This window comes from Pseudoalteromonas sp. MB41, from assembly GCF_020966275.1.
GTDB lineage: Bacteria > Pseudomonadota > Gammaproteobacteria > Enterobacterales > Alteromonadaceae > Pseudoalteromonas > Pseudoalteromonas lipolytica.
In genome coordinates this window covers 14,824-30,078 of record NZ_JAJJZF010000035.1, presented here as the reverse complement: position 1 = coordinate 30,078, position 15,255 = coordinate 14,824, and the positions used below count along the sequence as shown (strand labels likewise).

The window sequence follows — 15,255 nt, the reverse complement described above, 5'->3', positions numbered from 1 at the left end:
ACTGAAACGACGGGTGCGTCATTTAAACCTTCAACCGTCAACATAAACGTCGTGCTTGCAGCATCTGATGGGTTCTCAATGTCAGAAACAACCACCGTCACTTCTGTTTCACCGTAGAAATTCTCATTGGGTGTTACGGTGACTGTATCGCCATCAACTTCAAAACTTACATTGTCTGAAATAACTGAAATTTCATTTTTCGAGTTTGTTTCATCAATATAGTGAACATCAAAGCTAATTGCTGTTTCTTCTGTGGTTACCATATCGTCAAGCGCTACAACCGTGATGTTGCTTGGTACTGTAATTTCATTAAGCTTAGTGATTGCTTCGATGCCATCAACATTTGCAATGGTGTTAAGTGCCAATGTTTGACCTGCAGCAGAAGGGAGTACTTCAGCCCATGCCGTTACTTCGAACTGAGACATTTCAGGGCCAACGTAATCCATACAGACGATGTAGTCATCTTTTACTACTTCGTCGATGTTATCGTACGCAATATCAACCCCTAAATAATCACCTAATGGACCAAATGTTGATACTTGGCCTTTAAAGCCTTGCACACCGATACTACCGTGAGTACCTGTACTGCCAAAGTCGATGTTATCGTACGCATAGTAGATTTCATGCTCATTCTTACCAAAACGTGTTTCAGCATTGAAAATTAATTGGAAATCGAATGAGTTATCACGACGGTCATAAGAGTACTGACCTCTAAAGCCAAACTCGTTACCGTAGTCAGATGCATTATCCCACTCAATAATAGCCCAACCATTTGCCGTTGAAGCCAGTGAGATACCTTCAGATGCAGATAGACCTACAGAGAGAACATCTTTGGTGATAGATGATTCAGTGATAGACCAACCACGCCAAAGTGGTGCCATATTTTCGTATGGAACATTGTTGTAAGGGAAGCGTAAATGTGCCGGAACAAGGTAACGCGCACCTAACGTATCAACCGTACCAATCCCTTTAACTTGGATAAAGTTATTCCACATATTTACTTCATCACCATTATTAAACAGGCTTACTTTATCGTATGCACCATTGAATAAGGTGTTAACTGGAATAATCCAACCACGGCCATAGTTAGCTTGACCATTTTCTTGGAAACCCGACAACATTGGGAAAATACCAAAATCAGATAAGTTAACATAACCACCTGGGTTTGAATTACCAAAACTTGGAAGGCGACACATTTCATCGGTTACATTGTTAGTAACAAGGTAATCAGGTTGAACATCTCGTGTATCTGGTTGTACACCCGAGATAACAAGTTTACCGTCAACAACTTCAGCATCCACATCTGATGTGCTTGAGATTTCAATGCGGTCAGAGTGGAAATTTAATCCTGCAGGCGCATCAATATCAAATGAGAACTCACGGTCGGCACCCGAGTTATTCGCAAGTACATTAAAGCTAACAGGAATTAAGTCACCGACTTTAGCTGCTTCAGTGCCTACGGCTACGTCAACAACATCAACACCACGTTCAATGCGAAGTGGAATAGTCCCTAGATTATCTGGATTTACGGTTGATGTGCCAGCGTCGATTGCACTGTAGTAAATACCGCCTGCATTCATGTTCATATCCCAATTGATTGTCATATCAACTGGGTTTACGCCATCACTTGCAGGAAGTGTAACGTCAAGCGTATCCGCTACATCATTACTAACAACGGCTGTTGCAATTTGAATTTTTTCGATAAAGTCAGGGTTACGTTGTTTCGCTGGGTTATAAATAACGGCCCAATATTCACCTTCTTCTGGGTTATTGATATTACAGAAGTTGTTATAAACAACGTGACCAGAGACACACAAGATTTCATCTTCAATCTGAATTTCGCCATCACCATTGTAGTCTTTACCAATGTAGACAAGCGGGTTAGCACGGTCAGAGTTTCCTTCAAGTTCAGACTCTACGCCCACAACTTCAACGACTAAGCGTTTAGAATCAGCTGGCACAGTGATGAACTTAGAATAGGTAGCCTCATCAAGTATATCAGCGGGGTCTACTTCAACCGTACGATTAGAAGCCCACGGGAAGAAATTGTCTTTATCTTTTGGTAATTCAAACGTATCTATGGTTGCTTCAACTGGCATATATGCTTGTGCAACAGGTGATGAAACAACTGGTAACTCAACGCCTTGTACAACGTAGCTGCCTTTATCAGAGTGTGCAACGGTTGTAAGGTTAGCAGGTAAATCGCCACGATCATATTTGAATACAACAGGCCAACGCGCATCAGGAATGTTCTCTTCTTCTGCTTTAAACAGTAGGTTGCTGTGCAGCTCTACTTCTGAGTTACTTGACCAATCTTGCGTTTCCATGATTGATGCTTTAACAATAATGGTTTGTGTTTCACCCGCTTTTAGAGAGAACTTATTAGGGGTAATTTCAAAGTTGATACCATTTTGTGGAATTTGCTTATTCATGTCGAAATTCCAGTTCACAACTTCTTCGTTGCTTACTGTCCATGTACCATCTTCGGTGGCAGTAATGGTACGCACCCACTGACACTCCGGCTTACATGAGAAATTAACAAGATTTGGCATGTTCAACTTATGTGGTGTACCGCCACTGTCAGGGTTTGCTGCAATAAAGTTTTCCGCAGACTCATCCATGACAAAACCGGCTTTAGCTGCATTAGCAACATTAATACGACCCGCACCAGCACGGTAAACTGACGCTTCACCGATGGTATCTTTTTCATTGTTCAAGCGATGATATTTCACCACGTTATCAGCAGTCATTGATAATGCTGATTGAATTTCAGTTGCTGACCAATCTGGGTGTACCTGGCGTAGCAATGTCATTGCACCTGCAACGTGCGGTGATGCCATTGATGTACCACTAGAACTTGAGTAATCAGTGCCGTATGGTGTGGCAACAAATGGATGTTCATCAGCGTAAGCCGCATAAATGTCAACACCTGGCGCTGCAAGGGCTGGAGCCAATACTTCACGGTTTGGATACGACGGACCACGAGAAGAGAATGGCGCTAACCAATCAGCATCTTCAGCATTAACTATACGCTCAACATTGGTTGCTTTAATGGTGATCATGTGGCCTTTTTCAGAGAAGCTATCAACCCAATCCTCTAAACCATCATTTGGGTATACACCATTCCACTGATCATAAGTAAAGTGAACACTTGGAAGTGAGTAGCCTTCAGCAACTGTCCCTTGGTCTCTATTACGGTTAAACATAATGAAACCATCTGCTCCGCCTGCTTTGATATGATCAGACTTTGCACCACGTGCATTAGCATTAGGGTCTTGAGGGTCATGGCGTTGACAAATAACGATTACGTTAGTTTCACCCTCTGCAGCACCCACAATTGGCGAGCCATCTTTGTAAAAGTCAAATGTGCCAGCTGGGTAGTCAGCAGTACAATACCCATTCGCATCTTTAACACCATTCACATCAGCATAGTCTTTAGCCCACACAACGACACCCGTGATGTCTGTTTGGTTAAGTGAGCCACCTGTTAGACCCATTTCTGACCAGCTTGGCACTTCAGAGCCCATTGATGCGTCAGCAAAGCCTGCATATTCAACCGGCGTTTCAATCACAACACTTCGACCATGCGTCGTTGCTGCAACTTGCGCAAGCCAAGGTGATGAGTTATCCAAATAGCCGAAACACTCTGCGCTGCCACACCCTTGTCCGCTGTTACCAGCCGCAGCCGCAACGTTAATACCCGCTTCACGTGCTGCTAAAAATGCAAGTTGTACTGGGTCTGTCCAGCTGTTTGAATCTGAACCACCAATTGAGAAGTTAATAACATCAACACCATCAGAAATCGCATCTTCGATACCTGCTAGTAATATTTCGCCCGGACAGCCATTCGCACCGATATCATTTGATGGGTAACACACTTGGTAAGAAATAATATTTGCATGCGGTGCCACACCCGAAATTTCTGGGAAGAGATCTTCTTTAATCACCATGCCATCTGATTTGTCACCAGCACCAACAGTGACTAATGGTACGTTTTTAACTACGTTACCCGCTGCTGTTGACGCAACGTGCGAGCCATGCCCTTGGTAATCTTCACCAATTGCAGGCCAGCCTGGGATAATTTCAGAGAACACATCGGTGATCATGTCATAAGAACGTACACCGATTAATTTATTATTACATTGGATGAACTCTGCATCGTCAACACAGTCACCTAAGAAGTTACCATCGCCGAGCGGGTTAGTGTGAACATAACCGTCGCCGCCAACTTCTGCAAAAGACGGGTGATCTGAATTAATACCGGTATCGATAATACCAACGATTTGCCCTTCACCTTTGCCTTTGATACCGCTTGGTACACTCGTACCATTCCACACTTGGTCTGCACCAATATGACGAGGGCCTTCATCAGATAAAAGGTCATAATTCTTTGAACGCATAACAGATGAAACAGAGCCTAGCTCTGACACTCTACGCGCTTCGGCTTCTGTCATTTTTACTGAGAAACCATTGATTGCTTTAGTAAACTGGCGGCGCATTTCTGTACGGCCTGTTACTGAAGCCACGCTCTGCATTACCGATTGCTGCTTAGTTAATAACTTATTTTGATAGTCGATTACAGCAGGAGAAGACGGCTTACCGTGTTCAAAAATCTTGCTTACACCTTGTTGTTGCAAGCTACGAGCAAGTGGAGATTGAATATCTCTTGCTTCTAATGCAACGGCATTGTCACGAAGTTTTACAATATAAATACTTTCGCCTGTGATGCCTTCTTCAACGAACTTTCTTGTTTGTGCATTTATTTTTACGTTCAAGCCATTGTTTTGCAACATTGTTTCTGAACTAGCGTCATGAACTTTATTTGAAAGTGCTTTTACTTCATCGAATGTAATATTAGGTGCTTGTAATTTATTTGCGTTGTTATTAGGTTCAATACCAGTCGCATAGGCTGCGCTGGCACTGTAAAGAGCCGCAGCGACAGCAATTGAGAGTGTTTTTACTTGCATAAGTAATTCCTGGATAGTTATTTGAATAATTATTTAAGTTTTATGAATATCCATTTCAAAACTTAACCGTTATTCAATCACACCCATGAAACAAATTAATCAACTTAGTTGTAGCGTTTTGTACTTAACCTTAACAAATAAATTACCAAAATAACGACAAAATCAAATTTAAGCTTATAAAACAAGCCATAACGCTAATCGAAATTTAATGAACACTCTCTAAATGTGAAAATTTCTACTTTTATTTAAGACGCAAAAAATCGACACTGTTAACAAAGATTCAAGCTTAGTTACATTTTCAACCCCATTTAAGACTAACCAAAGTGCATAAATGGATGTATTGATTCAATATTAGCCTCAATTTTTAACAACAAAGTCATGCTTTTAGCGATAGAACAATAGAACTTAGTTAAAGTGAAAAAGACATCACTCGACTGCTCGTTTTACTCACCACTTTTTCAACTTTATCTGCCTGCGGCAACATAGGTTTAAGACTAACAGTCCCCTAATTTGTTTACTTATGAATTCGAAAAGTAGCGAATACAGGAATTTATAAGTGAAGAACAAGCTATTCAAAGTGATGCATATTATTTTGGCGATGTTGAAGAACTTAGCTGCCTAGGGCAACGTTCAGTGCAATCTAGCGGTTACAATCCAACAGCGATAAATAGAGTATTGCTATTGAGCAGTTAAAACGTGAGGGGGTAAATAGAGGCGGCAATGGCTACGGGGTTGAAAGCTGTAAAAGCTTTACCAGTGACGAACAAAACTGCGATGTCGCAACGTCGTGCCCTGGTAAAGCCTATATTGTTAGCGGTTTAGCGCTTGCTTTGAAATCATTTCAGCGACACTATCCACTTGTACTGACATGCTCTCTTGGCTAGGCGGGAAAGCCTTAAAGGTTTTTACAAACTCTGAAATTTGATTACCTGCAGGGCCTAAAATCCAGCTACGGTTTTCTGCCCACTCATCGTAACCCCTTGCATCAATGAAGCGCTCAAATGGGTCCATTTTTAGGTTAATGATATAAGGTGTAGTAAGGGCTTGTTGCGAAGATCTGAACCAATGCTCTTGCTCTGTGAAAATTAACTTCCAATCACCGTAACGCATACCGTGGAAAGTCGTTTCGGTAAAATAATAAAACTCTTTACGGTTTGTTTTACCATTATTCAACAAGATATCACTTTGATCGAAGCCATCTAAATGAACTTTATACTTTTGGCCATTAATTTTTGTACCTTTAAGCAAATTAGCTTTTAGGTCTTTATCACCGAGCCATGACATAATCGTTGGTATCCAATCTTCCATGGTCATAAACTCACCCGTGCTTACACCACTTGGAATATGGCCTGGCCATTTAACAAGCATAGGAACTCTGAAACCACCTTCCCAGCCACCAACACCTTTTTCACCATGAAACGGCTGGTTGCCACCATCAGGCCATGAGTTTGATGCAGCTCCATTGTCGGTAGAAAACATCACTATTGTATTATCAGATACTTTAAGCTCATCAAGTAAGTTAAGCAGCTCTCCTACATCATCATCCAGTTCAGCCATACCATCAGCATATAAACCAAACCCTGTTTTACCGTCATACGCTTTATTAAGGTTAGTTTGATAATGCATCCGTGTGGTGTTATGCCAAACGAAGAAAGGCTTATTTTGTTTTACTGCATCACGAATAAAACGTTTTGATTCAACAAGCACTTCTTGGTCTAAATTACGCTGACGTTCTTTACCAAATGGGCCAAGATCTTTAACCTCTTGTTTACCATTAGCAAGCGCTTTTGAATGAATGACTCCACGCATTTTTAGACCAAACTTTTCTTGTGTTTTGGCGTCTTGTGGATAATCTTGCTGTTCTGGGTATTCACCCGCATTGAGGTGGTACAAAATACCAAAAAATTCATCAAAACCATGATTTGTTGGTAAGTGTTCATCAAGGTCACCTAAATGGTTTTTACCAAACTGCCCTGTTACATACCCCTTAGATTTAAGCATCGTTGCTAACGTTGGATCTTTCTTTTGCAAACCTTGTGGTGCTCCAGGTAGACCTACCGTACTAAGACCGGTACGCATTGGGTACTGACCAGTAATAAATGCAGCACGACCAGCCGTACACGAGGCCTGTGCGTAATGATCCATAAATATCATGCCATCATTGGCAATGCTATCTATGTTAGGTGTGCTACCTCCCATCATGCCACGATGGTAAGCGCTAATATTCCACATACCAACATCATCACCCCAAATAATAAGCACATTGGGTTTATCAGCAGCGAAACTCGACATACTAATGCCAAAAAAGGTCAAACAGACCAATAAGTATTTGAACATCACTTTCTCCTTGAAAATTAACCGAAGCATTCACTTCAGCTTAAAAAATCCCTCGCTTGCAGCCACCTTATACTGCTTAATTAAGATATTCCTACAAGTGATAAGTTGTACATGTTTAATACTATTAGAGTAGTACCTATTTACATAGTTAAATCTGCGTTAACTTTGATTTAAATATAAAAAAACCCCCAGTAATTGGAATGTCCAACTATTGGGGGTCACTTGACATATAGCTCGGTTTTTAAAGCGTAATAATTTTTAAGCTTGCGGGTAATCGCGGTAAGCGCGCTCAATATTTTTCGCTTGCTTTTTTGACACGCCAATGTGCGAAAGTGCAACACGTAATCGCGCACGCGACAGGTCTGAGCCTAATATTTCCATTGCATCAAGTACCGATGTTGATGATGTTTTGCCCGTAATAGCGACAAAAATCGGCTCAAGAAAATCTTTAATCTTCAGCTCATGGAACGTTGCAACTTCTTTCGCAATGGCAAAAATCGCTGATTTTTCCCATGTACGTAAGCCTTCTAATTGCCAGATGAAGAATTGCAGTGCTTGACGTGTTGCATCTTCACCCGCTTTACCAGCCGTTAACAACGCAGGATCATAGCTTGGAATACCGCCCACGAAATGACCGGCAAGATCAACCATGTCTGATAACGTATTAATACGTGTTTTTGCTTCTGGTAATACTTTAGCGAATAACTCAGTATTAAATTTCCAATCAACAAAACGTTGCATTAATTCAGCATCTGACAAGTTTTCACGGATCCACATACCGTTTAACCAGCTAAGCTTATCCACGTCGAAAATAGGCCCACCCAGAGAAACACGTTTCATATCAAAGTGTTCAATCATCTCATCTAGCGTGAACTTTTCACGTTCATCAGGCATTGACCAACCCATGCGGCCTAAATAGTTCAATAGTGCCTCTGGCAGGTAACCCATTTCTTTGTAGTAATTGATTGAAGTTGGATTTTTACGCTTTGATAACTTTGATTTATCTGGGTTACGAAGTAACGGCAAGTGACCAAGTACAGGCGCTTCCCAACCGAAGTCTTCGTATAATTTTAATAGCTTAGGCGCTGAGTTGATCCACTCTTCACCACGGAAAATATGGCTAATTTGCATGTGGTGATCATCAACAACGTTAGCAAGGAAATACGTTGGGAAGCCATCGGCTTTCAGCAACACTTGCATGTCTACGTTTTCCCACGGGATCTCAATTTCGCCACGAAGATAGTCGTTAAACTTAAACGTGCCGTCGCTTGGGATCTTCATACGAATAACGTACGGCTTACCCGCGTCAAGATTCGCTTTGATTTCATCGTCTGATAGATTTAAACCACGACCATCATATTTAGGACGCAAACCCTCAGCCATTTGTTCTTCACGCATTTGATCTAGCTCTTCGCTAGTTGCAAAACAATAAAATGCTTTGCCTTGCTCAACTAACTGATGCGCAAACTTTTTGTATAAATCACTTCGCTCAGATTGACGGTATGGACCAAACTCACCGCCCACATCAGGACCATGATCCCAGTTTAAGCCTAACCAACGTAAGCTATCCATGATAGCTTGCTCTGATTCAGCTGTACTGCGCACTTGGTCAGTGTCTTCTATACGTAAAACAAACTCCCCACCTTGCTGTTTTGCAAAGCAGTAGTTAAATAAAGCGATGTAAGCAGTACCTAGATGCGGATCACCTGTTGGTGAAGGAGCAACACGGGTGCGAATTGTCATGGTTATATCTCTCAAAAGACAATTAAAAATTTGCCCAAATGCTAGCACAGCATGAGCTATTATCGAAGTGAAAAGCCGCTTTATGCAGCGACTTTATCTAAATAAGCAATGATATCGTTTGATTCATACAACCACGTTACTTGGCCGTTTTCTTCAATACGTAAACACGGTACTTTAATTTTTCCGCCCTGCTCTAATAGCTCTTGGCGAAAGAGTTCATTACCTTTGGCGTCACGAGTTTCCACAGATAAGCCCTGGCGTTTAATCGCACGGCGTACTTTTACGCAAAATGGGCACGCTTTGAATTGATATAGCTTAAATTGTGATGTTACTAAATCAAGCTGTGCTTGCTCTGCAGCAGGACGTTTTTTACTGCGCGGCGTAAAAATAAAATCAAAAAGTAAAATAAGGCGGCCTAACAACCAGCGGACAAACTTCATCTCACATTCTCATACTGAATAAAATAAGGTGGGCAATTTTAACACAGCACTACACGCTGCAACAGGCTCAAAATAACTCTATCGAGTCATCATTGTGTTTATTATCTTGAATATCCAATTCGCAATACGCCGTTATGCGATTACGCCCCATGTTCTTTGAATGATACAAGGCGTTATCTGCTTTTTGAACTAAGCTTGCAACCATTTCAAACTCACAAATAGGCAAAAAACCACAACTTACAGTGAGGCTACCTACTTGCGGAAATGGATACTCAGCGACACACGCACGAAATCGATTTAACACGTTGCGCGCATCACATTCGTCGGTTGCTTGAAATAAAATGGCAAACTCTTCTCCCCCATAACGAAATACATAATCTTCGAATCGGAAGTTATTTTTGAGTAATTGTGCGACCAGCAAAATGACTTCATCACCAATAACATGGCCGTAGTTATCATTCACACGTTTAAAGTGATCAATGTCGATCATTGCCAAATACCAGTGGCGGTGATTTACATCTGAGTGAGTAACTCCATGCGCCGCTTGCGCCGCGATATCAATCACTTTTTTATCAAACGTTTGACGATTAAGTAATTCTGTCAATGGGTCAAGGCGGGACTTATGCAACAATGCGAGTTGATTAGCGTAAATATTTAGCATGTAAATTGCTAACATACTACAGCGTTCGGTGAGCTCTTGATTCGACTCAATCACTAAAACCCCTACTACATTTCCCGTATAATAAACAGGTACATAAGTATAAATACAGCCATAGTTATGGCTAATGCGGATTTTATTGCGACTGACTTTATCTATTAATTCATTGACCTCGTGTTCAGAGAGCTTCTCTATCACGGTGTCTTTATTAATTAATTGTGCAGGTAGCCCTGGTTTAAAGAATTTATTGACATAAATAGCAAACCGCGAAAACTCTCCTAACCCTGCCACCGCATCGACAAGGGCCTGATCAAGCTCTGGCTCTTCTTCTTGCTGTGTTATCGTCACAACCCATTCATGTCCACAAGGGTTTGCCTGCATTGAAAAGTCCCCAGAACTATTAGTAACTTTAGTGTAGTTAAATTTATAAAAATTACTAAAAAACTATAATAAAATCATATCATCTCTGTGTATTACTTCACTGCTTGGTGCAAACACAAGTAACTGCGCAATTTGTGATGAGTGGCAGCCTTTTATTGTATCGATTTCTTGATGGTTAAAGTTAACGAGCCCCTTTGCAATACATTGACCTTCACTCGATATCACTTCAATTACATCACCTCGTTCAAATTGGCCTCTAACAGCTCTGACCCCTTTTGCTAAAAGGCTGGCTCCGCGCTCTTGGAGTGCCAAACTGGCACCATCATCGATCACCAGTTGCCCAGAACTTTTGGGGCCCGCTAATAGCCATTTTTTTCGACCATCTTTGGGGGCGGTTAATTTTAAAAACCGAGTACCTGGCAGTTTGTCAGCCATGCAATTTAAAATCACATTTTTACCCGCACCTTTGGCAATAATCACTTCAACGCCTGCACGACGAGCAATATCAGCAGCTTGAAGTTTAGTTGCCATTCCGCCAGTTCCTAAACTTGTACCACTTCCACCAGCAAGCTCTCTGAGCTCATCGTTAATGTGTGATACTTCGTTTATGAGAGTTGCATTAACATCAGAGCGCGGGTCACCAGTAAACAACCCCTCTTGGTCGGTCAGCAGCAAAAGTTTTTCTGCATTTGCTAAAATAGCCACCAACGCAGACAAGTTATCATTATCGCCGACTTTTATTTCAGTCGTGGCTACGGCATCATTTTCGTTAATGATTGGAACCACATTATGCGCAAGCAATGCATTGAGTGTGTCGCGGGCATTTAAATAACGTTCGCGGTCTTCAACATCTGCTCGGGTAAGCAGCATCTGCCCAACATTAATACCATAGAGTGCAAATAAACTCTGCCAAGTATGAATAAGATGACCTTGGCCAATTGCTGCCAGCATTTGTTTTTCGATCAAAGAACGGCCACAGGGGGTTATTAATTGCTCACGACCCGCAGCGACTGCGCCACTGGATACTAAAACAACCTGATAACCTTGTTTTTTTAACTCACAACACTGGCGAACAAGCTCCACCATATGTGCTTTATCTAATTTGTCTGTACCGCCTGTCAGCACACTTGTGCCTAGCTTTACAACAACGACGTGTGGCCTTTGCATCTGCGTTATTAATTCTGTAAATAAAATAGAGAATTTATATATACCAGCAAACAGTTTTTGAACAAGTTAAAAAAATTCATGCTAGGATCGTTTTTTCATTTTTAACACACGAAGCGACACCTATGCCTGCCAGTTTATGCTTAATAATTGCCACTTTTTTATGGGGAAGTTCCTATATTGCGTTAAAGCATGCAATCACAATTTATGACCCCGTGTTGGTAATTTTTTTAAGGATGTTAACCACCCTTTTAATTTGTTTATGCTTGTGGCGATTTGTGATCCGCTTTGAATTTAAAAAAGGCGACTGGAAATACTTGATAGGCATGTCGCTGGCAGAGCCTTGCTTATATTACTTATTTGAAGGTCATGCGCTTGAATACACATCAGCATCGCAAGCGGGTGTTATTGTGTCTTGCTTACCGATTATTGTCGCTATTTTAGCTTTCTTAATGTTAAAAGAGTACATCAGTAAAGCCATTGTGGTTGGCTTTACCCTCTGTATTGGTGGCAGTATTTTGTTAACCTTGCTTTCGCCAAGTAGCGAGCAAGCGCCAAACCCTTTACTGGGTAACTTTTTAGAGCTCATGGCCATGGTCTGCGCGGCCTTTTATACTGTCAGTGTTAAACACTTAGTAACACGTTACTCCCCGCTTACACTGATAGCCATACAAGGCTTTAGTGGCAGCCTATTCTTTGCACCCTTTTTATTCTTTATTGAACTGCCGAGCGAGAATCAACATGATTTGAGTGCCCTATTGAGTATTTTATATTTAGGCTCGTGCGTGACCTTAGGCGGCTATGGTATGTATAACTATGCCATCAGTAAAGTATCGGTCCTAACTGCCGCGGCTTACTCTAATTTGATTCCTATTTTTGCGTTAATTTTATCCGCTATCTTACTGGGAGAAGTGCTAACAACTTGGCAGTGGTTAAGTATCGGTGTGGTATTTGCGGGCGTGATTGTCAGTCAACGCCATCAAGAACTTAAAATTGACGTAGATGATGAGAGCTTGTCTGCCGACACTAATAACCTCAACTCGGTACCCGATGCCAAAGAATCAAAAGGGTAACAGGTTAATAAATACAAACCGGGTTGCATTAAAAAGGCCTGCTCGTGTTGATGAATGACACGAACACTGCGTACTTGGTAGTGCACGACTTGGCCGTTTTGTAACTGCATAGAAAACGACTCGCCCACTTTCACATTTTTTAAAAATGCAAAGTGGGTATCGTTGTGGCCTGCAATTAACACCCCATTGTCACTCGAAAGTTCACCACTGGGTAAGAAATGCCCGGGAGCAAAGGCTAAGTTACGCCCCGACGCCCCCGCTAAAATAGTTAAACGTTGCTGCTGAGTAGGCCAATTTAGTTGTGCTGTGACATAACCGTCAGCGTAAAACCACGGCCTGACTTTTTCATTTGGCGTCAGCAAAGCATGTTGCCAAGCTGACTCAATCAGATGCTGGGCAAGCCACGCCTTGGCTTGCATATAACTGCCATTGAGTAGCAGTGAAATGCCAAGCAACCCCACACACAGTGGTAAGGCCTTTTTTAACGTCGCCATTGCCATAACCATGCTAACGATACCAATAACAAGCCAAACACTATAAATACACGACTTTGCCCATCTGTTTGTGGCAATGTCATTCCACTCGGCAGCCTATTTCTTAGTTGCACTGAGCGCTCAGCAATTTCGTTCCCAGCGACGTTATCAACAGCAATAAAAGCAGTAAATGGACTGAGTAAATGATGCTGAAGTGCCAATGTTTCGACTTCTGACTTTACGCTGTCTTTATCATTATAAAGCAGGAGTGACTTAATTTTCTGCCTTGCCCATAGTCTTGCTATGCCCTCACCTTGCGCCGCGTGATTCGCTGATAAGTTAATATTAAGGGGTCCTGATAGAGTCTGCCCGGTCAGGGTTACATGTTGATTTCCAGCTAACTTCACCGCAACTAACACGGGCTCAGAAAAATAAAGATCGGGTAAAGGCGATGGCCAGTACTCAAGCTCTTGGTTATCTGCATGTAAGACAAGCTCAGTTACAACTGGGTGAGCGAGTTTATCGAATAATAGCTGCATTTTAGGCTGTACTTGGCTGGCGCTACTAATAAAGGTAAACGTACCACGACCAATATCAGCAGCGCGTGTCATAAAGAAACTATTTGGTGCACTGCCAATACCAACGGTAAATAAGCGGCTATCACCTAAGTCAGCTTGAATTTGCGAAAACAACTGTGTTTCATTGCCTACACTGCCATCGGTTAAAAATACAATTTGACGCACAAAACCATCATGCTGTTTGCCATCTAACACCCGCGATAGTGCATTACTTATCTCTGTGCCACCATCGGCTTGCAAGCCATATATAAAACGCTCTGCACGGCGAATATTAAAGTCATTGGCAATCATTGCAGCCTCACTAAGAGCCGTAACGTCATTATCAAAACCAATAATATTAAAGCTATCGTTTTCATCGAGTAACGATAAAGCATAAAACAAAGCGTGCTTTGCCTGCTCCATGGACTGACCATGCATAGAACCCGACGTGTCGACTACAAAGACCATTTCACGCGGGAGGCGTGCCTGTGCGGTAAAATGATCCGCTGGCGGCACGAGCATCAATAGTCCATATTCTTCGCCATTGACGACTTCTTTAAAAAACGCAGCCTGTGAACTCTCTTTGTCGAGCGGCTTAAATGTCAGCTCAAAATCACGTGTCATCGGTACATCGCGATTAAGGGCAAGTATATAACGCCCAAAATGTGGGTTATCAATTTGCATACCGCTCAGGTTTGCATTTATATCACTAAGCTCTAAACCAATATCCATGTTAATAGCCAAGTTTAAATGTGCATCAACCTGCTGACTATTTGTGCGTTGGTACACCGGTTTTAACCACGCAGAAGCCAGAGCGCTCTGATTCAACATTGACGATGAATTAGGCTCTGGGTTTTCGCTTGTATGAGGCTTAAGCTGAGCTGTTTTTGGCTCATAGCGGGGTGTAATCGTGGTTGGGAAACGCAGTGAAAATACCCCATCACGAAAACCAATTATCTCTTGATACTGTAAGGTGATTTCAATTTCATCGCCCGCCCCGATATTTGCAACATCGGTTGCGAAAATATTCGCCCGTTGCTGACGTACTAGGGCTGCTCGCTTGCCTTGCTGCTGCGCCTCTTTAAACTGCTGCTCAGCTTGCTGTTTGAGTGCAATATTGCCCGTAATCACACGCTCACCAATTTGCATTTGTAATGCATGTACTGCGCTTTCATCGGGCAAAGGAAATACATAACGCGCATTAACTGCAAACGGGTGTGGGTTTTGATAACGCTGCTTAACAACCACATGATTGATTAAACCTGTGAGCGTCATCGTCACATCGTTTTTGACTAAAACGCCTGATGACACTTCGCTGTGCAAGTTATCATAAAACCGTAATTGTGCACTGACATTAGCGGCTAATGCAGGATTTATAGCATATCCTAAAAGTAGGATAAAAAGGCTCACGGACAAGAGCCTTTTGGTTCGGTTACTCAACATAACATGTCACTCCATCGAC

General features: G+C 42.0%; 9 protein-coding genes. 1 reads left to right on the top strand and 8 read right to left on the bottom strand.

Features of this window, described 5'->3' with window-relative positions; all coding sequences use genetic code 11:
* The 6 genes from LPA49_RS20635 to proB form a co-directional block, all read right to left on the bottom strand.
* On the bottom strand, window positions 1-4,967 hold a 4,967-nt coding region (locus LPA49_RS20635; RefSeq protein WP_230237699.1), incomplete at its 3' end, for a S8 family serine peptidase.
* An 810-nt stretch (window positions 4,968-5,777) separates the two neighbouring features.
* Entirely contained in the window at window positions 5,778-7,304 is a 1,527-nt protein-coding gene (locus LPA49_RS20630; RefSeq protein ID WP_081759736.1) for an arylsulfatase, read from the bottom strand.
* A gap of 258 nt (window positions 7,305-7,562) precedes the next feature.
* The gene (gene gltX, locus LPA49_RS20625; protein WP_065978065.1) at window positions 7,563-9,047 is read right to left on the bottom strand and encodes a glutamate--tRNA ligase; all 1,485 of its coding nucleotides are present in this window, start codon (window positions 9,045-9,047) and stop codon (window positions 7,563-7,565) included.
* Window positions 9,048-9,127: 80 nt separating this feature from the next.
* On the bottom strand, window positions 9,128-9,487 hold the full coding sequence (locus LPA49_RS20620) for a glutathione S-transferase N-terminal domain-containing protein (protein ID WP_036970649.1): 360 nt from the start codon (window positions 9,485-9,487) through the stop codon (window positions 9,128-9,130).
* A 67-nt stretch (window positions 9,488-9,554) separates the two neighbouring features.
* Window positions 9,555-10,526 carry a GGDEF domain-containing protein gene (locus LPA49_RS20615; RefSeq protein WP_036970652.1) on the bottom strand — a complete coding sequence of 324 codons (972 nt, stop codon included), beginning with the start codon at window positions 10,524-10,526 and terminating at the stop codon, window positions 9,555-9,557.
* Window positions 10,527-10,589: 63 nt separating this feature from the next.
* A complete protein-coding gene (gene proB / locus LPA49_RS20610; RefSeq protein WP_036970656.1) occupies window positions 10,590-11,693 on the bottom strand; it encodes a glutamate 5-kinase in 1,104 nt (367 codons plus the stop codon).
* A gap of 122 nt (window positions 11,694-11,815) precedes the next feature.
* Here proB and LPA49_RS20605 point away from each other — a divergent pair, with 122 nt between their 5' ends.
* Window positions 11,816-12,763, top strand: a complete 948-nt coding sequence (locus tag LPA49_RS20605) for a DMT family transporter (protein ID WP_036970658.1) — start codon at window positions 11,816-11,818, stop codon at window positions 12,761-12,763.
* On the opposite strand, the gene LPA49_RS20600 is transcribed toward LPA49_RS20605, so the two are convergent.
* Window positions 12,670-13,257, bottom strand: a complete 588-nt coding sequence (locus LPA49_RS20600; RefSeq protein WP_075594533.1) for a class GN sortase — start codon at window positions 13,255-13,257, stop codon at window positions 12,670-12,672. The two genes, LPA49_RS20605 and LPA49_RS20600, sit on opposite strands and share 94 nt — an antisense overlap.
* A complete protein-coding gene (locus LPA49_RS20595; RefSeq protein WP_065978063.1) occupies window positions 13,245-15,236 on the bottom strand; it encodes a marine proteobacterial sortase target protein in 1,992 nt (663 codons plus the stop codon). Before LPA49_RS20595 ends, LPA49_RS20600 begins: the two co-directional genes overlap by 13 nt.
* Between the last annotated feature and the right edge of the window lie 19 nt (window positions 15,237-15,255).

What these genes read in the sequence shown, in the direction of transcription:
- LPA49_RS20615 (WP_036970652.1), bottom strand. Translation starts at nt 10,526, where the DNA reads ATGCAGGCAAACCCTTGTGGACATGAATGGGTTGTGACGATAACACAG.
- LPA49_RS20605 (WP_036970658.1), top strand. Translation starts at nt 11,816, where the DNA reads ATGCCTGCCAGTTTATGCTTAATAATTGCCACTTTTTTATGGGGAAGT.
- LPA49_RS20620 (WP_036970649.1), bottom strand. Translation starts at nt 9,487, where the DNA reads ATGAAGTTTGTCCGCTGGTTGTTAGGCCGCCTTATTTTACTTTTTGAT.
- proB (WP_036970656.1), bottom strand. Translation starts at nt 11,693, where the DNA reads ATGCAAAGGCCACACGTCGTTGTTGTAAAGCTAGGCACAAGTGTGCTG.
- gltX (WP_065978065.1), bottom strand. Translation starts at nt 9,047, where the DNA reads ATGACAATTCGCACCCGTGTTGCTCCTTCACCAACAGGTGATCCGCAT.
- LPA49_RS20600 (WP_075594533.1), bottom strand. Translation starts at nt 13,257, where the DNA reads ATGGCGACGTTAAAAAAGGCCTTACCACTGTGTGTGGGGTTGCTTGGC.
- LPA49_RS20595 (WP_065978063.1), bottom strand. Translation starts at nt 15,236, where the DNA reads ATGTTGAGTAACCGAACCAAAAGGCTCTTGTCCGTGAGCCTTTTTATC.
- LPA49_RS20630 (WP_081759736.1), bottom strand. Translation starts at nt 7,304, where the DNA reads ATGTTCAAATACTTATTGGTCTGTTTGACCTTTTTTGGCATTAGTATG.